Origin of the sequence: Actinoallomurus sp. NPDC052308 (assembly GCF_040679195.1) — a bacterium.
GTDB classification, from domain to species: domain Bacteria; phylum Actinomycetota; class Actinomycetes; order Streptosporangiales; family Streptosporangiaceae; genus Actinoallomurus; species Actinoallomurus liliacearum.
Window position 1 is genome coordinate 67,631 of record NZ_JBFAUM010000021.1, and the last position, 16,920, is coordinate 84,550.

At 71.5% G+C, this 16,920-nt stretch carries 18 protein-coding genes; 6 read left to right on the top strand and 12 right to left on the bottom strand.

Features of this window, described 5'->3' with window-relative positions:
- Window positions 1–109: 109 nt before the first annotated feature.
- Both AB0L00_RS34130 and AB0L00_RS34135 read left to right on the top strand, forming a co-directional pair.
- Window positions 110–955, top strand: a complete 846-nt coding sequence (locus AB0L00_RS34130; RefSeq protein ID WP_364441308.1) for a helix-turn-helix transcriptional regulator — start codon at window positions 110–112, stop codon at window positions 953–955.
- 8 nt (window positions 956–963) lie between these two features.
- Window positions 964–1,080, top strand: a complete 117-nt coding sequence (locus AB0L00_RS34135) for a DUF397 domain-containing protein (RefSeq protein ID WP_345358049.1) — start codon at window positions 964–966, stop codon at window positions 1,078–1,080.
- Between the two features lie 71 nt (window positions 1,081–1,151).
- Here the strand turns inward: AB0L00_RS34135 and thiI are convergent, their stop codons facing one another.
- The 3 genes from thiI to AB0L00_RS34150 all read right to left on the bottom strand — a co-directional run bounded on the left by thiI (window position 1,152) and on the right by AB0L00_RS34150 (window position 4,530).
- Window positions 1,152–2,405 (bottom strand): tRNA uracil 4-sulfurtransferase ThiI, encoded by a 1,254-nt coding sequence (gene thiI, locus AB0L00_RS34140; protein WP_364398017.1) that lies wholly within the window; start codon window positions 2,403–2,405, stop codon window positions 1,152–1,154.
- A 198-nt stretch (window positions 2,406–2,603) separates the two neighbouring features.
- Entirely contained in the window at window positions 2,604–3,629 is a 1,026-nt protein-coding gene (locus AB0L00_RS34145; protein ID WP_345358043.1) for a 6-phosphofructokinase, read from the bottom strand.
- Window positions 3,630–3,762: 133 nt separating this feature from the next.
- On the bottom strand, window positions 3,763–4,530 hold the full coding sequence (locus AB0L00_RS34150; RefSeq protein WP_345358040.1) for a lysophospholipid acyltransferase family protein: 768 nt from the start codon (window positions 4,528–4,530) through the stop codon (window positions 3,763–3,765).
- Between the two features lie 258 nt (window positions 4,531–4,788).
- On the opposite strand from AB0L00_RS34150, the gene AB0L00_RS34155 reads away from it, so the two are divergent.
- Both AB0L00_RS34155 and AB0L00_RS34160 read left to right on the top strand, forming a co-directional pair.
- Entirely contained in the window at window positions 4,789–5,490 is a 702-nt protein-coding gene (locus AB0L00_RS34155) for a hypothetical protein (RefSeq protein WP_364441311.1), read from the top strand.
- Window positions 5,491–5,593: 103 nt separating this feature from the next.
- Entirely contained in the window at window positions 5,594–6,337 is a 744-nt protein-coding gene (locus tag AB0L00_RS34160; protein WP_364441313.1) for an RDD family protein, read from the top strand.
- 22 nt (window positions 6,338–6,359) lie between these two features.
- Here AB0L00_RS34160 and AB0L00_RS34165 read toward each other — a convergent pair whose 3' ends face one another.
- The 6 genes from AB0L00_RS34165 to AB0L00_RS34190 all read right to left on the bottom strand — a co-directional run bounded on the left by AB0L00_RS34165 (window position 6,360) and on the right by AB0L00_RS34190 (window position 10,599).
- On the bottom strand, window positions 6,360–7,067 hold the full coding sequence (locus AB0L00_RS34165) for an endonuclease/exonuclease/phosphatase family protein (protein WP_364441315.1): 708 nt from the start codon (window positions 7,065–7,067) through the stop codon (window positions 6,360–6,362).
- Between the two features lie 25 nt (window positions 7,068–7,092).
- Window positions 7,093–8,040: an ROK family glucokinase gene (locus tag AB0L00_RS34170; RefSeq protein ID WP_364441317.1), complete on the bottom strand. Its 948-nt coding sequence runs from the start codon at window positions 8,038–8,040 to the stop codon at window positions 7,093–7,095.
- 16 nt (window positions 8,041–8,056) lie between these two features.
- Window positions 8,057–8,407: a hypothetical protein gene (locus tag AB0L00_RS34175; protein WP_345358025.1), complete on the bottom strand. Its 351-nt coding sequence runs from the start codon at window positions 8,405–8,407 to the stop codon at window positions 8,057–8,059.
- 118 nt (window positions 8,408–8,525) lie between these two features.
- A complete protein-coding gene (locus tag AB0L00_RS34180; RefSeq protein ID WP_364441319.1) occupies window positions 8,526–8,960 on the bottom strand; it encodes an SRPBCC family protein in 435 nt (144 codons plus the stop codon).
- A 74-nt stretch (window positions 8,961–9,034) separates the two neighbouring features.
- Window positions 9,035–9,802, bottom strand: a complete 768-nt coding sequence (locus AB0L00_RS34185; protein ID WP_364441321.1) for a metallophosphoesterase — start codon at window positions 9,800–9,802, stop codon at window positions 9,035–9,037.
- A 110-nt stretch (window positions 9,803–9,912) separates the two neighbouring features.
- Window positions 9,913–10,599, bottom strand: a complete 687-nt coding sequence (locus tag AB0L00_RS34190) for a copper homeostasis protein CutC (RefSeq protein ID WP_364441323.1) — start codon at window positions 10,597–10,599, stop codon at window positions 9,913–9,915.
- A gap of 290 nt (window positions 10,600–10,889) precedes the next feature.
- On the opposite strand from AB0L00_RS34190, the gene AB0L00_RS34195 reads away from it, so the two are divergent.
- Window positions 10,890–12,650, top strand: coding sequence for a long-chain fatty acid--CoA ligase (locus AB0L00_RS34195; protein WP_364441324.1), 1,761 nt, complete (start codon window positions 10,890–10,892; stop codon window positions 12,648–12,650).
- A 21-nt stretch (window positions 12,651–12,671) separates the two neighbouring features.
- On the opposite strand, the gene AB0L00_RS34200 is transcribed toward AB0L00_RS34195, so the two are convergent.
- Window positions 12,672–13,250 (bottom strand): TetR family transcriptional regulator, encoded by a 579-nt coding sequence (locus tag AB0L00_RS34200; protein ID WP_345358010.1) that lies wholly within the window; start codon window positions 13,248–13,250, stop codon window positions 12,672–12,674.
- A 74-nt stretch (window positions 13,251–13,324) separates the two neighbouring features.
- Between AB0L00_RS34200 and AB0L00_RS34205 the strand changes: the two genes are divergently transcribed.
- Window positions 13,325–14,527 carry an MFS transporter gene (locus AB0L00_RS34205; RefSeq protein ID WP_364441326.1) on the top strand — a complete coding sequence of 401 codons (1,203 nt, stop codon included), beginning with the start codon at window positions 13,325–13,327 and terminating at the stop codon, window positions 14,525–14,527.
- A 139-nt stretch (window positions 14,528–14,666) separates the two neighbouring features.
- On the opposite strand, the gene AB0L00_RS34210 is transcribed toward AB0L00_RS34205, so the two are convergent.
- Window positions 14,667–15,614, bottom strand: a complete 948-nt coding sequence (locus AB0L00_RS34210) for a sigma-70 family RNA polymerase sigma factor (RefSeq protein WP_364441328.1) — start codon at window positions 15,612–15,614, stop codon at window positions 14,667–14,669.
- Between the two features lie 10 nt (window positions 15,615–15,624).
- The gene (locus AB0L00_RS34215; protein WP_364441329.1) at window positions 15,625–16,854 is read right to left on the bottom strand and encodes an FAD-dependent oxidoreductase; all 1,230 of its coding nucleotides are present in this window, start codon (window positions 16,852–16,854) and stop codon (window positions 15,625–15,627) included.
- Window positions 16,855–16,920: the final 66 nt, after the last annotated feature.

Consider the following 16,920-nt stretch of genomic DNA (forward strand, 5'->3'; position numbering starts at 1 on the left):
GAGGAGCGTTGCATGGCCACTCTGCACCTAGCATGGTGACCTCGCCACCCATTCGACCACAGTCGGCCACAGTCCGATTGCTTTATGTAGCGATTGGATAGCCTCAGGCATGACCGAGCCCCACAGCCCCACCGTGCGCGGACGCAAGCTGGCGAGCGAACTGCGCCGACTGCGCAAGGACGTCGACCTCGCCGTCGAGGAGGCTGCCGCCCAGCTCGGCTGGAGCCGCTTCAAGGTCAGTCGGATCGAGAAGGCCCAGACGAAACCAACGATCGCCGACCTCCGCGCGATCCTCGACCTCTACGGCGTCGGCGACGCCAACCGCGCCACCCTCATCGAACTCCATAAGAATTCCTGGCGCCGGGGCTGGTGGACGGACTACTCCGATGTGTTTCGGGGCTCGTACGTGGCGTTGGAAGACGACGCCGTAACGATCGAGGAGTGGAGCCCGCAGCTGATCCCCGGACTACTGCAAACCGACGACTATGCTCGTGCCGTCATCCGCGCATCACTGCCTGGGGACGAGGCGGTCGTGCAGCGGCGAGTGCAGGCGCGCTCTGCCCGCCGGACCTTGCTCGGCCGTACCGACCGGACAGCGCCGACCTTCATTGCGATCATCGATGAGGCCGCGCTACGGCGGCCGATCGGTGGTCCCGAGGTCATGCGCAGCCAGCTCCGCGCGCTTCTGGACGCCGCTCGGCGACCGAACGTCAGCTTGCGCGTGATGCCGTACGCGACCGGCGCACACCCTGGCCTCGACGGGCCGTTCATCATCCTCAGCTTCCCTGAGCAGTTGGCACCGGACGTGGCGTACGTCGAGACGAAGGGTGGCGACATTTACGCGGAAAGCGCTCCTGACGTCCGCCGGTTTAGGGTGGATTTCGGCCACATCTCAGCTGCGGCGCTGAGTCCAGACGAATCGACGGAGTTCATCGCCGCCGTGATCAAGGAGTGAACCAGTTCATGGTGATCCCCGAGAGCGCCGTGCGCAGCCTGCCCTGGCGAAAGAGCAGCCGAAGCGGGAGCGGAAACGCGACCTGCGTTGAAGTCGCCGAACTCGACCTCGACTCCATCAAGTAGCCGTACGAACAGTGAGGCCCCGGCTCTGCCGGGGGCCTCACTCAAGTCCTGTCCGCGGTCGTCTCGGATGCTCAGGCGGTGGGCTCGCCGTAGGAGGGGCGGTGCTGCTGGAGGTTGGTGGCGAGCTGCTCGGCCATCTCGCCCGCGTCGAGGCGCTTCTCGATCTGGCGGAGGTCCTCGATCTTGGCGCGGGTCTCGGCGCGGCGGGGGGTGAGGACGGTGCAGCAGTCCTCGTCGGGCAGCTCCGAGATGCTCAGGGTGTGGATCTTCCGGGCCTCGGCCATGATCTCGGTCTTGTCCATGCCGATGAGCGGGCGCAGGATCGGCAGGCTCACCGCGTCGTCGAGGGCCGTGATGTTCTGCATGGTCTGGCTGCTGACCTGGCCGAGCGAGTCGCCGGTGATGAGCGCCGCGCCGCCGAGGTTCCCCGCGACGACCTCCGCCGTCTTCAGCATCAGGCGGCGCTGCGCGACGATCTGCAGCCGGTCGGCCCCGGAGGACTTGATCTGCTGCTGCGCCTTGCCGAACGGCACGACGAACAGCCGCGACCCGCCCTGGAACTTGTCCAGCTCGCGCACCAGGGCGTACGCCTTGTAGATCGACTCCGGGCCGGTGAACGGCATCCCGGAGAAGTGCAGGAAGTCGACCCGCAGGCCGCGGCGCATCATGCGGTATGCGGCGACGGGCGAGTCGATGCCGCCCGACATCAGCACCAGCGCCCGGCCGCTCATGCCGACCGGCAGGCCGCCGGCGCCGGGCGTGCCGTCGGTGAAGACGAAGACCTCTCGCTGGTCGACCTCGATGAACACCGCCAGGTCGGGGTGCTTGAGGTTGACCGGCAGGTCGTAGCGCTCCTTCACCTTCGCGCCGACGAGGGCGTTGAGGTCAGAGGAGGTGATCGGGAAGCGCTTGTCGCGGCGGCGCGCGCGGATGGCGAACGCGCCCTTGCGGGCCAGCGCGGGGTGCTGCGCGACGAGGTCGAGGGCCGCCTGGACGGTCGCGTCGACGTCCTTGTCGACCCGCCAGGCGCGGTGCACCCACACGATGCCCATCACGTCGGTGAGCCGCCGGGCGACGGCGTCGACGTCGGCCAGCTCGCCGCTCTCGGTGCGGACGACGATGACGCCCTCGCGCTGCCAGAGGTTGATCTTTATGCCGAGCCCCTTCACGGCGGCCCGGATGTTGTTCTGCAGCCGCCGCTCGAACAGCTCGCGGTTCTTGCCCTTGAGGACGATCTCCCCCAGTTTGAGGAGAACGCAGGGCTCACCGACGACGGCGGGCCGCTCGGCGTTCTGGGGCTGCGTCGTGGTTTCGAGCGTGGGCATGCGTCCAACCTCCAGCGGACACTGACGGGGTGCGAACATCAAGTGTCGCGCACGAACGCGACTGTCTGGACCGAACGCCCGGCCGGCGGTCGCTGTTCCCTTCCAGTGTCACCGATCGGACGGCCGTTCGAAATGATGAAGGCACCACACGGCGGTGCGGTGCCTTCAACGATCGTACGGGCGAGGAAGCCTCGGCGATCAGCCGAAGAAGACCTCGGCCTCCTCGTAGCGCTGGACCGGGACGGTCTTGAGCTGGTCGGTGGCGGCGCTCAGGTCGACGCGGACGATCTCGGTGCCCTGCAGGCCGACCATCTTGCCGTACGCCCCGTCGTGCACCGCGTCGATGGCGTGCACGCCGAACCGGGTGGCGAGCACGCGGTCGAACGCGGTCGGGGTGCCGCCGCGCTGGATGTGGCCGAGGACCGTGGTGCGGGCCTCCTTGCCGGTGCGCTTCTCGATCTCGGCGGCGAGCCGCTCGCCGATGCCGCCGAGGCGCACGTGACCGAAGGCGTCGAGCTCCTGCGTCTGCACGTCCATCTGGCCGTCGACCGGGTGGGCGCCCTCGGCGACCACGATGATGGGGGCGTACTTCGTCTGGAAGCGGCTCTCGACGTACCCGCAGACCTTCTCGATGTCGAAGGGCTTCTCCGGGATGAGGATGACGTTCGCACCCGACGCCATGCCGGCGTGCAGCGCGATCCAGCCCGCGTGCCGGCCCATGACCTCGCAGATCAGCGCGCGGTGGTGCGACTCGGCCGTGGTGTGCAGCCGGTCGATGGCCTCCATCGCGATGTTGACCGCGGTGTCGAACCCGAAGGTGTAGTCGGTGGCGTTGAGGTCGTTGTCGATGGTCTTGGGAACGCCGACCACCTTGACTCCCCTGTCGTGCAGCTGGCGCGCCACACCCAGGGTGTCCTCGCCGCCGATGGCGATGAGCGCGTCGACGCCCAGCCCGGCGAGGTTGTCCTTGATCCGCTCGACGCCGCCCTCGATCTTGATCGGGTTCGTCCGGGACGAGCCGAGGATGGTGCCGCCGCGCGGCAGGATGCCGCGGACCGCCTGGACGTCGAGCGGCGTGGTGTCGCCCTCGAGCGGACCACGCCAGCCGTCGCGGAAGCCGACGAACTCGTATCCGTAGACCTGGATGCCCTTGCGGACAACGGCGCGGATGACGGCGTTCAGCCCGGGGCAGTCACCGCCGCCGGTCAGCACTCCGACTCGCATGCCCAACTCCTCCGTGTAACCCTGGATTCACCCGCCAGCCTAGTGGCGCGGGTAGGACCTGATCGAAGATGGCGCGCCCACCGGGCACACCTCTCCGATTGGTCTAGACCATAGCGGAAAGCGGCCCCTCTGATCAGCCCTTCGAGGTGTTTGATGCTCCCTCGGCACCCTGCTCTTCCGCTCGGGTGAGATCGTCCGCCGGTTCCTCCGCCACCGCGGGACCGGGCGCGGCGTCGTCCTTGACGTCCGCGGCGTAGCGGTCGACGTACTCCTGGCCGGACAACCGCATGATGGCGTACATGATCTCGTCGGTGACCGCGCGCAGCACGACCCTGTCGTGCGCCATGCCGTAGTACCGGGAGAAGTCGAGCGGCTCACCGAACCGCACCTCCGGGCGCGGGCGCAGCTTGGGCAGCGGCCGCCCGGCGGGCATCAGCTCGAACGTGTTGATCATGGCCATCGGGACGACCGGCGCGCGCGACTCCAGGGCCAGCCGCGCCACGCCCGTCTTGCCGCGGTACAGCCGGCCGTCCGGGACGCGCGTGCCCTCCGGGTAGATGCCGAGCAACCGGCCCTCGGCCAGCACCCGCAGCCCGGTCCGCAGCGCCGCCTCGCTCGCCCGGCCGCCCGTACGGTCGATGGGCACCTGCCCGACGCCGCTGAAGAACAGCCGGCTGAGGAGGCCCTTCAGCCCCGTCCCGGTGAAGTACTCGGCCTTGGCCAGGAACGTCACCTTGCGCGGCAACGGCAGCGGCCCGAAGAAGTGGTCGGCGAAGGAGAGGTGGTTGCCGGCCAGGATGGCCGGACCGTGCCGCGGAACGTTGCGCGTGCCGTGCGCCCGCGGTCGCCAGACCAGATACAGAATGGGACCCAAGATGGCCTTGACGACCCAGTAGAACAACGCCCCGCCTTTCGTTACCCCCTGCCGTTCACCCGTCCGTGGGATGATAATCATCTTCCCATCTCAGGCCGGACACACCCACACCCACACACGGCACGTTTTCGACCTTGCGCGGCGCGGGGGCCGTAGGCTCATCTTTGAAGCGTCGGCCGATGGCAGTTCGAGGGGAGGCGCCATGGCGTTGACGCCGGACGTCCGGTCGCGCGTGACCGACGTGCCGCACGACGGCCTGGCCACGATGCGACGGGAGACCGGGGTATGAGTCGGCGGGGCAACGGACTCACGGCGGACGCCTACGTCCCGCTCGCCGACCTGTCTCCGCAACTCGCCGACGCGATGCTGTCCGCCCTCCGGGAGGCGGGCATCGCCGCCTACGCCGCCCCGGCGCCGGGCAAGACCGGCGGTTACCTCGACGTGCGGCTGCCCGAAGAGCCCACCGACCGGCTGTACGCCGACGCGGAGGCCCGGCAGGCCGCCGAGGACATCCTGGAAAGGCACCTCCCCGAGCTGCGCGCCGACTACGCCGCCTCCCGCGACGAGGACGAGATCTTCGCCGAGATCGTGGCCGGGTTCGACCTGCCGACGATCGAGGGCGAGACGCCCTGGCCCGCCGAGGAGAACCTCGACGACGGTCCGGAGGACACGGCCGGGCCCGCGCTGGAGGACTCCGGGTCGGAGCGCACCGCGACGGCCCGCGTCGTCAAGCCCGCGGCCGAGGACGAGGACGAGCACTTCGTTCCGCCTCCCCCGCCACCGCTGCCGAAGGCGGACCCGATGACGCGGTTCGCGTGGATCGCGCTGCTCGGCGGTCCGGTGTACCTCGTGCTGTCGGTGTTCCTCGGCTGGGCCGTGCCGAGCTGGGCGGCGTTCGCCGCCGTCGCGGCGTTCATCGGCGGCTTCGTGGCACTTGTCCTCCGCATGGGCGACGATCCCCCGGACGACGACGGCGCCGTCGTCTGACGGAGATCACGGTGGAGACACCTCGCGCGTGAACGCCCGGCGGCGTCCCGTTTCGTATCGCTACGATCGGCGGCCAGGCCGTTCGAAAACCGCGAGGTATCTCATGCCCGGCGAAGAGCCACCACTGCGCGAAGAGCACGAACCGCCCGGGGAGGTGCCGGCGGCGCCCAGCGAGCACGCACCGCCCGCCGAACAGGCATCGGCGGCGCCCGGTCCCTCCGGGCCCCCGCCCGGAGAGGCGCAGGCGGCGCCCGGCCCGTACGGCCCGCCGCCCGCCTATCGGCCGCCGGTCGATCCGGCGGCCGCGCCTCCGTACGGACCGGTGCCGGGCGATCAGGCCTCCGGCCCGGTGCTGCCGCTCGCGCATCGGGGCAAGCGGCTCCTGGCCCGGATGATCGACGCCGTGCTCATGATGGCCGTCGCGGCGGTGCCGGTCGCGCTCGTGTGGGTCTGGGTGGGCTACCTGGCCCCCGACGGCGACTCCGGCCTGGCCGCGATCGGCGCCGTGGGCTCGGTCCTCATCGTGACCATGGTCATCGTCCTGTACGAGGGCGCACAGCTCGCCGCGTGGGGGAAGACCCTGGGCAAGCGGTGGCTGGGTCTTCGCGTCGTGCGGGCGACGCCGCCCGGCGCCCCGCTGTCCCCCGGGAAGGCGTACCTGCGCGCGGCGGTCTATCCGCCCGGATTCGCCGTCCTTCAGGTGGTGCCGATGGTGGGCCTGCTGAGCATGCTCAACGTGCTGTGGCAGTTCTGGGACCCGGCCCTCCACCAGTGCCTGCACGACAAGGTCGTCGGCACCGTGGTCATCGACGACCGGGCCACGCGTCGCGCCCTCGCCGGCGGGTGATCGGTCCGGCGCGGAGCGGGCGTCAGCCGACGCGCAGCTCGGCGAGGACGGGACGGTGGTCGGTGGCGGCCGGGTAGTCGGTGAGCAGCTCGGGGTCGTCGGGTACGCCGCAACGCAGGACCTCGATGCCGTGGTCGGCGAAGACGCCGTCGATCCGGCGCGTCGGGTTCGCGGCGCTGAACGTCTCCCGGAGCCCGTACGGCGCGGTCGCGCCCGCGTCCTGGAAGCGCTCGGCGAACAGGTCCCAGGCCGCGCCCCCGGCCTCCTCGTTGACGTCCCCGGCCACCACGACCGGCGCGCCGGTCTCCGCGCGGACGCGGTCGAGCTCCTCGATGATCTCCTCGGCGTGGCGGCGGCGCGGCTCGGCGGCGAGGTCGAGGTGGACGCCGGCGGCGACCAGGCGGACGCCGCCGACGTCGAACAGCGCCAGCGCGAGGCCGCGCTGGTGCATGCCGGGCACCGGCGACAGCAGGCGGTGCCGTCCGTGCAGGGCGCTGACCCGCGCGCCGGCGTACAGCTGCAGCCCGGCGACGCGGCCGCGCCGCAGCGCCACCGGGACGAGCGCGGCACGCCGGGCGAGCCACCTCCGCCGGTACCGCCAGAGCTGGAAGCGCGGAGCCTCCTGCACGCAGAGGATGTCCGGCCGCAGCCGCCGGACGACGCGGACGAGCGCCGCCCGGTCGTCCCGCATCGACCGGATGTTGTAGCTGACCAGTCGAACGGTGGGCATCCAGGAGGTCCGGTGGCTCGCTGCCCTAGCGGGAGCGCGCGAGGTCGGCGGCGCCGACGATGCCGGCGTCCGGGCCGAGCTCGGCGATCCTGATGTCGGCGAACGCGCGGTGGCCCCGGCCGGTGAGGGCGTTCTCGAAGGCCTCCCGCGTCGGCCCGAGCAGCAGGTCGCCCGCCTCCGACAGGCCGCCGCCGATGACGAACGCCCCGGGGTCGAGGATGGCCGTGAGGTCGGCGAGTCCCTGCCCGACCCAGCGGGCGATCGTGCGGAAGCACTCCAGCGCCGCGCTGTCGCCCTCGCGTGCCGCCTCGGTGATCTCCGGGCCGCTGATGCCCTCGGGCCTGCCGTCGCCCAGCTCGAGCAGCCGGCCGGCGAGCGCCGGGGAGACCCGGGCGATCTCGCGGGCCTCGGCGACCAGGGCGTTGCCGGAGGCGTACTGCTCCCAGCAGCCGCGGTTGCCGCAGCCGCAGCGCCGGCCGTCGGGGACGACGCGGTAGTGCCCGAACTCCGCCCCGATGCCGAAGCGGCCGCGGTACAGCTCGCCGCCCAGGATCAGGCCGCCGCCGATGCCCGTGCCGAGGGCGACGAGGATCATGTGGTCCTCGCCGCGGCCGGCGCCGAACTTCGCCTCGCCCCAGGCGATGGCGTTCGCGTCGTTCTCCACGACGACCGGGAGGCCGACCTCGCCCTCGACCTTCTTCTTGATGGGCTCGTCGCGCCAGGCGAGGTTCGGGGCGAAGAGCACCGTGGCGCGGCTCTCGTCCACGAACCCGGCGGCGCCGAGACCGACCGCCTCGACCTCGCCGAAGCGGCTCTTGAGGAGTTCGACGACCTCCGCGATCACCCGGGCCGTCTCGTGCGGGCTCGTGGACGGCGTCGGCCGACGCACCTTCTCCAGAATCCGCCCACGGTCGTCGACCACTCCGGCGGCGACCTTCGTACCGCCGACATCCACACCAATGGTCAGCGTCATGGACGCTTCTCCTCCGTCAACCCGTCGCCGTGCCGGCGCCCGCCGGGTCGTCGCCCGCCGCGCGGGGGCGCGGCCGCGTGCGCTCGAACCCTGCCATCGCCTCACGGACCGCCGAGTAGAGCTGCTCACCCGCCGCCATCACGTGGGAGAGGACCTCCGGACCGGACTCGCGCGACGCCGCGATCGCCCGGCACACCGGGCAGTAGCGGCACTCGGGCGCGCCGGTCGCGAAGTGGTCGCCCCACGCTTCGCTGGTGGCCTGGCTCCATACGTCGTCCTTCGACCCGCCGCCGGCGTTGAACCGCCGACGGAGCGTGTCGACGAGGCGCACGGCCTCGTACAGCACGGATGGTGGCTGCTCACTCATTGGTCATCATCTACCTATCGTCCGGCGTGAAACCGTACCGTCTCGGAGGGTGCGCGCGCGCCACGGGGTGGCCCGCGGCGGCCGGGGCCGCGCCCGCTCTCGGTGCCCGTCGCATCGGCTATCCCTCGACACGTCGTTTCAGCCCTTTGAGGGCCGTGTCGATGATGCGCTTCTCCGCCTTCCGCTTGACCATACCGATCATGGGAACGCGCACGTCCACCGCGAGCTCGTACGTCACCTCCGTGTCGCCGTCGCGCTCGGCGAGGCGGTAGGCGCCGGTCATGCCGGTGAGCATGGTGCCGCGCTCCGCGAGATGCCAGTGCACCGCTTCGTCGTCGTCCCAGTCATAGGCCAGGACATAGGTGTCCTTGATCGGCCCAGCCTCCAGCGTGATCCGCACGTGTTCGGCGCGGCCGTCGTCTCCGGCGGCGACGACCTCGGCCGCGGTGATCCCCTCCGCCCATTCAGGGTATTCCGCAAAATCGGCGATGACCGCCATGATCTCTGGCTTTTCAGCCTCGATGGTGATGCTGGAGCTCGTACGGTCCGCCATCGGCGTTTCCTTCTTTCGACTTTCTTCCGGGCGATAAATGGGTGCGGCGCTTCGCCTTGAGCGGAGCGTAGTCTCTAGAACTCCAGAACGTACGGAACCCCGCGTGCGCGGAAGTGACCGACGTTCACGCACTCGGTGCGGCCGATGCGGGTGCGGCGGACGAGCGGCTGGTGGACATGGCCGAACAGCGCGTATCTCGGCTGCGTCTCCTGGATGGCGCGCAGGACCGCCTCGCTGCCGCGTTCGAATCGCCGGGCGACCGTGTCGTACAGCAGTTCGGGAACGGCGGGCGGAATGTGGCAGCACAGCACGTCGACCGCGCCGATCGCCGCGACCTTGGCGGCGTAGACCTCGTCGTCGAGTTCGTACGGCGTGCGGTATTCGGTGCGCAGCCCACCGCCGACGAATCCGAAGCGCAGGCCGCCGATCTCCACGACCTCCCCGTCGAGCACCCGCTGGCCGGGCCGCAGGCTCTCCGCCCACAGCCGGGGGATGTCGACGTTGCCGTAGGTGAGGTACGCGGGCGTGGGCATGGCGCCGAACAGCTCCTTGTACTGCCGGCGCACGGCGGCCTCGATGTACGGTCCGGCGTCGCCCTCCAGAGTCGCCCACATCGAGCGGGAGAACGCCCGTGCCTCGTCGAATCGCTTCTGGGTGCGCAGTTCGATGAAGGTCGAGGCGTGCTCCGTCCCGAACAGCTCGGCGAAGATGCCCTTGCCGTGGTCGTCGTAGTCGATGAACAGGATCAGATCCCCGAGGCAGATGAACGCGTCCGCCCCGTCACCGGCCAGGGCGAGCGCGTCCGCCCGTCCATGCACGTCGCTGACCACATGAACCCGCATGCGCCAACTGTAAGACCCGCCGGCGATACGGCACGTCGCCGCGGACCGGCGACCGCGGCCGGCGCCCGGCCGGCGCCGGCGTTCCGCCGCGCTCGGCGCCCCGGCCGCGGTCAGTGGTCGGCGGCGTAGACGAGGCTGCGCCACTCGCGGACGCGCACGGCGTCGACCGGGGCCTGGGGCCCGCCGCCCACCGGCCGTACGGCGTCGCCGACCTGGAAGGCCCGGACCCCGGCCGCCACGAGGGCCGGAACGTGGCGGCGCCGCAGGCCGCCGCCGACGAGCATGAGCCGCGCGTCGTGGGCGGCCCGGCGCAGCAGTGCCTCCATGCCCGCCCCCACGCCGCCCGCCGCCCCCGCGCACAGGACGGAGTCGAGGCCGCGCAGCAGGCGGAGGGTTCGCCAGGCGGCCTCCGGCTCGGCGGCGTGGTCGATCGCGCGGTGGAACGTCCACGGCAGCGGCAGCACCGTGTCGGCGAGCCGGGCGGTCGCGGACAGGTCGACCGTGTGGTCGGCGTGCAGGAAGCCGAACACGAAGCCGTCCGCCCCGGCGTCGGCGTGGGCGGCCGCGGCGCGGCAGAGCCTGCCGAGCTCCGATTCGGTCGTCCGGAAGCCGTTCTTGGCCCGGAGCACCACCCGGATCGGCAGCGAGGTCGTCTTGCGCATCGCGGCGACGGTCTTGGGATCCGGGGTCAGGCCGCCGGCCTGCCGGTCGGCGACCGCCATGATGCGGTCGGCACCGCCCGTCTCGGCGGCCTCGGCGTCCACCTCGTTCATCGCGACCACCTCGAGCAACGACATCGCCTCCCCCGCGCACCGGCGCCGCGATCCCCGCGGTGAGGCGTATTCTGGCCCGGCCCCTTCGCCACCGTCCCCGGACCTGACCTGCCTTTAGGCCGAACAGACGAGGTCGTTACCGCTTCGTTCCGCTATCGCGACCACGAGACCGGCCCGCGAACGCGCATCAACGAGGTCGTTACACGCGTGGTAAGAAGAAATGCGAGACGTGTCACCGCGCCAAAGGCTACCGATCAGTATCTTGAGGCGATAGCGTCCGTGCGAATGCCCGCCGTATCAGCTGAGGAGAAGTCGTGCGCGAGTACAGCGTTCCCGCACAAGTGACGATCGCCGACTCGGCGAACCTCACCGACACGCTCTTCTCCCGGGCCGCCGAGGAGCCGGACCGCGTCGTCATTCGGCGCAAGTCCGGATCCGGGTGGCGGGACGTCACCGCGCGCGAGTTCGCCGAGGAGATCGCCCGGGTCGCCAAGGGGCTGATCTCCGCCGGCGTCGAGCCGGGCGACCGCGTGGCGCTCATGTCCCGCACCCGGTACGAATGGACCGTCGCCGACTACGCGATCTGGGCGGCCGGCGGCGTGACCGTGCCGATCTACGAGACGTCCTCGGCCTCGCAGGTCGAGTGGATCGTCGGCGACTCCGGGGCCAAGGCCGTCTTCGTCGAGACGGACGAGCACGCCAAGGCGGTCGAGAGCGTCCGGGAGCGGCTGCCCGAGCTCGCGCACGTCTGGCGGATGGACGACCTGCCGAGCGGCACGGGGTCCGACCAGGACCTGACGGAGCGGCGCGAGTCGCGGTCCGTCGCCGACCTGGCCACGATCATCTACACGTCGGGCACGACCGGCCGCCCGAAGGGCTGCGAGATCACCCACGGCAACCTGCTCGCGACCGCGCGGAACGTCACCGAGGGCGCGCTGACGGAGGTGTTCGGCCTGAAGAGCGGCTCGACGCTGCTGTTCCTGCCGCTCGCCCACGTCTTCGCGCGGCTCATCGAGGTCGGCTGCGTCGAGGCGGGCGTGACGCTCGGCCACACGGCCGACATGGCGCACGTCGTCGACGACCTCGCCTCCTTCCAGCCGACCTTCCTGCTCGCGGTGCCCCGTGTCTTCGAGAAGGTCTACATCGGCGCCGAGCAGAAGGCCAATGCCGACGGCAAGGGCCGCATCTTCCGCGTCGCGGCCGACACCGCGATCGCCTACAGCCGCGCCGACTCCCCCGGGCTCGGGCTGCGGCTCAAGCACGCGCTGTTCGACCGGCTGGTGTACGGCAAGCTGCGCGCCGCGATCGGCGGCCGCGTCACCCACGCCGTCTCGGGCGGCGCGGCGCTGGGCGAGCGGCTCGGCCACTTCTTCGACGGCGTCGGCATCACGATCCTCGAGGGCTACGGCCTCACCGAGACGACCGCCCCGGCGGCGGTCAACCTGCCCAGCGACAACCGCATCGGCACCGTCGGCAAGCCGATCCCCGGCAGCACGCTGCGCATCGGCGACGACGGCGAGGTGCTCGTCAAGGGGCCGAACGTCTTCGCCGGCTACTGGCACAACGAGGAGGCGTCCAAGGCCGCCCTCGAGGACGGCTGGTTCCACACCGGCGACGTGGGCGAGCTCGACGAGGACGGCTACCTCCGGATCACCGGCCGCAAGAAGGAGATCATCGTCACCGCGGGCGGGAAGAACGTCGCGCCGGCGCCGCTGGAGGACCGGCTACGCGCGCACCCGCTGATCAGCCAGTGCATGGTGGTCGGCGACGCCCGTAAGTTCATCGGCTGCCTGATCACCCTCGACCCCGAGGCGCTCGAGCCGTGGAAGGAGCAGCACGGCAAGACCGGGCTGTCCACCGCGGAGCTGGTGAAGGACCCGGATCTGGTGAAGGAGATCGACGCGGCGGTGGCCGACGCCAACACCACGGTGTCCCGGGCCGAGGCGATCAAGAAGTACCGGATCCTCGACGTGGACTTCACCGAGGAGTCCGGCCACCTCACCCCGACCCTGAAGGTCAAGCGCAACCTCGTCGAGAAGGACTTCGCCGACGAGATCGAGGCACTCTACGCCTGACCTTCCGAGGTCGCCGGGCGGTCAGGCCGGTGTCTCGCGGACGACGGCGGACCGCGCGAAGTCGATCAGGTGGGCGCGCATCGCGTCCCGGTCGTCGGCGTCCGGCCCCAGCACGAGCCGGGTGATCTGGGGTACCGCGTTCGGCCAGCCGGCCATGCCGCACAGCGTCACCAGGGCGCGCCCGACGTCGACCGACGGCTCCGCCCCCAGGCGGCTCGCGAGCGCCTCCATCTTCTTGCGGTAGTGGGCGCGCCGGCCGTCGTCGTAGTCGCGCTGGTCGCCGTACTGCAGGGCCTCCCACAGCATCAGGCGGAGTAGTTCGGGATGCGCCCGGTGGTAGTCGTACATCCCGGCCACGTAGTCGCCCGGATCACTGAAGTCCTGCGCCACCATCTCGATGACCTCGTCGAGCACCTGACTCATGACGGCGTCGAACAGCTTCTCCTTGTTGCCGAAGTGGCCGTAGATGCGCTCCTTGTTGACGCCCGCGCGCTCGGCGATGCGGTCCACCCGCGCTCCGGCGATGCCGTACGCGGCGAACTCCTCCCGCGCGGCACTGAGCAGGGCTTCCTTCGTGGCGGCGGCGGTGTCTCTGGGCATGCGATGAGCTTACCCGAAGGTCAATCCAACTAGTTGGTTGACACCCAACCGGTTGGTTGGATACCTTCCTCGGCATGACGACGTTGATCTCCGCCGGCCGTGCCGGAACGACCGCCCCCCAGGCGGAGCCCGCCCACGCCCACGCCCCCTTCGTGGCGACCCTGGTGACGTTCGTGGCGACGGCCCTGCTGGCCACCGGCCAGCTCTACGGTGTGATCCCCCTGCTGGGCGCGATGGGCCGGGAGTGGCAGGCGCCAGCCTCCGCCCTGACGTGGATGGCCAGCGCGTTCGGCTTCGGATACGCGGCCGGTTTCCTGGTGTTCGGCCCGCTGTCGGACCGGTTCGGTCGGCGCCGGATCATCGTGACGGGCATCGCCGCCACCGCGGTGACGACCGCCCTGGTGGCCCTGTCCCCGAGCCTCGGCATGGCGATCGGCCTCCGGGTCCTGCAGGGCGTGACCACCGCCGCGTTCGCCCCCGTCGCGTTCACCTACATCGCCGAACGCGCCGAACCGCGGCACCGCCCCACCCTGTTGTCCGCGGTGGTCGGCGCGTTCCTCGCGGCGGCGGTGTTCGGTCAGCTCGCCGCGCAGGGCATCGCGGCGGTGGCGGGCTGGCGCGCGGTGTTCGCCGTCTTCGCGGTCGCCTTCGCCCTCGTCGCCACCGCGCTGCGGCGGGTGATGCTGCCCGGCCGTCCCGGCACCACGGGCTCTCCGCTCGACGCGTACCGCGCCATGCCGGGCCTCCTCGCCCACCGCCGCCTCATCCCGCTCTACCTGGCGAGCCCGGTGGTGCTCGGTTCGTTCGTCGCCCTCTACACCGGCCTGGCCCTCACCGGCGCGGCGGGCGGGGCGGCGGCGCTGCTCGCCCTGCGCGCGGCGGCGCTTCCGGCGATCCTCGCGATCCCCTTCGTGACGCCCGTCCTGCAGCGCGTCCCCGGAGCGCGCCGCGCGACCGGGGCGCTGACGCTGTCCGCCGTGTCGGCCGCGCTGATCGGACTGACCCACCCGGGCACCCTGGGGCTCGCGATCCTGCTGAACGCCTTCGTCGCCGGTGTCGGCCTCACCGCCCCCGCCCTGATCGAGACCATCGGCGGCCACGCCGGTGCGGCGCGGGGCACGGCGGTCTCCCTGTTCACCTTCATCCTCTTCGTCGGCGCCAGCGTCGGCCCGCAGGTCGCCGGTGCGCTGAGCGCGCACGGCCTGTCCGCCCTGGCGTACGTCCTCGCCGCCCTGCTCGCCCTGGGCGCGACGCTCACGCTGACCGCCCGCCGCTGACCGCCCCGACTCACGGACCACCGTCCGCTCGGATCTCCGAGGGGACGATGGCCCGTTCGTCATGACGTGGTGGTGACGGCGCGGCGGTACAGACCACCTATGAAACGCGGGCGGTGCGCGTGGCCGCGTCGGCGTCGGGTCACCACTGGCCGATGAGCGGCGTGTCCGGTCCGTGCCGCCGCCAGGCTTGGGTGAGGCGGGCGAGGCGGGTAGGGGCGGCGATGCCGCGCACGATTGCGATCTTGCCGCCGGTGATGTCGAACGTCACGGCGCCGATGACCCGGTCGCCGAGCACGAAGAGGATGGCGGGGGCGCCGTTGACGAGCGCGTAGTGGAGGGCGGGCGTGCCGCCGGCGAATCGCCGTTTCGCGGGTGTGGGCCTGAAGCCGGCCCGTACGACGGCGGCGATGCGCTGCGGAGCGTCGTACCGCACCAGCGTCTCGGCCAGGCCGGCGCCGTCGGAGATCGCGGTCGCGTCGTCGGTGAGCAGCGCCACCAGCCGTTCGGTGCGGCCCGAGGAGGCGGCGGCGAGGAATTCCTCGACGATCTTGCGGGCGGATGCCGGGTCGACTTCGCCGCGGCGCGCGGCGGTGACGCGGCGCCGGGCCCGGTGGAGGTGCTGCTGGCTCGCGGACTCGGTGATGCCGAGGATCTCTGTGATCTCGGCATGGCTGTAGGAGAACGCTTCGCGCAGGACGTAGACGGCCCGCTCGAGGGGCGACAGGCGCTCCATGAGCGTCAGCACGGCCAGGGAGACCGACTCGCGCTGCTCGAACGAGTCGGCCGGGCCGAGCATCGGGTCGCCGTCGAGGAGCGGTTCGGGCAGCCAGGCGCCGGCGGTGCGTTCGCGGCGGGCTCGTGCCGAGCGGAGCCGGTCGAGGCACAGGTTGGTGACGACCTTGGTCAGCCATGCTTCCGGCACCTTGATCCGCTTCCGGTCGGCGGCCTGCCAGTGCAGGAACGCATCCTGCACGGCGTCTTCGGCGTCGGCGGCGGAGCCCAGCAGCCGGTAGGCCAGTGAGGCCAGCCGGTTCCGGCTGGCCTCGAACCGGCTGGTGTCGAAGCGATCAGCGGCGATGCTGTCCACGCGGGCCACCCTATGAGGCGGCTACGCGAGCCTTCTCGGCGTACGCGACCGCCTTCTCACCGGCCGCGTCCGGCGCGGCGGCCAGGCGGTGCTTGCGCTTGGGCAGGCCGAAGGTCGGGTGCGAGGTGGCCCACAGCGACATCCTGACGATGCCCGCCTTGACCCGCGCGGCCTTCCGGCCGCCCATGTACTTCGGCTTCGCCCGCCCTTCGTCGTCGACCATCTGCAGAATCCCGTCCCGCCGCCCGAGACTGATGTGGTTGCCGTAGTAGAGCAGCTTGGTGTGGGGGACCTTGCCCCCGGTCAGGCGTCCCACGATCGCCTCGACAGCCTGCCGGCCGGTGTAGCCGGCCGAGGCGCAGGACATCGGCAGCGGCCGGCCGTTGTCGCCGATGGCGAAGGCGCTGTCACCGGTCGCGTAGACGTTCGGGTGCGAGACCGACCGCATGGTGCGATCGACGACGATCTGACCGTCCTCTGTGACCTCCAGCCCGCCGGCGGCGGCGATGGGGTCGACCGCGAACCCGGCCGTCCACACGGTCGCGTCGGACGCCAGAGCCGTACCGTCGGCGCACAGCACTCGCGTCGATTCGACGGCTTCGACGCTGGTGTGCTCCAGGACGGTGATGCCCAGCCGGTCGCAGGCCTGGCGCAGGTGGCCGCGGGCCCCGGCGGAGAGCCGGGCGCCCAGCTCGCCGCGGGCGACCAGCGTCACCGACGGGCCGGGCCGGGATTCGGCGATCTCGGTGGCGGTCTCGATGCCGGTCAACCCGTCGCCGACGACCAGCACACGCGCGCCTTCGCCCCGCCTGCCCAGGCTGTCCAGGCGCTCGCGCAGGCTCAGCGCCGAGGGCCTGGCGGCGACGTCGAAGGCGTGCTCGGCCGCGCCGGGGACGGCGCTGTCGTCGCCGTGGCTGCCGAGCGCGTACACGAGTGTGTCGTAGCCGAGTTCGCCGCCGCCGTCGGCGTCGGCCACGGCGACGACCTGGCGCTCGGGGTCGACGGCGGTGACACGGGCCACGCGCAGCCGTATCCCCGTGCCCGCGAAGACGTCGGCGAGCTTCGGAGCCTCGATCTCCCGGCCGGCCGCCAACTGGTGCAGCCGCAGCCGCTGGACGAAGTCCGGCACGGCGTTGACCACGGTGATCTCGGTGTCCGCCGGAGACAGCCGGCGGGCCAGGTTCCCGGCCACGTAGGCCCCGGCATAGCCGGCGCCGAGGACGACGATGCGGTGCTTCATGTGATGCTCCCGTCGGTTCGCTTGCTCCCGGTCACTTGAGCGGAACAGCGCCCCGATTGCTGACAG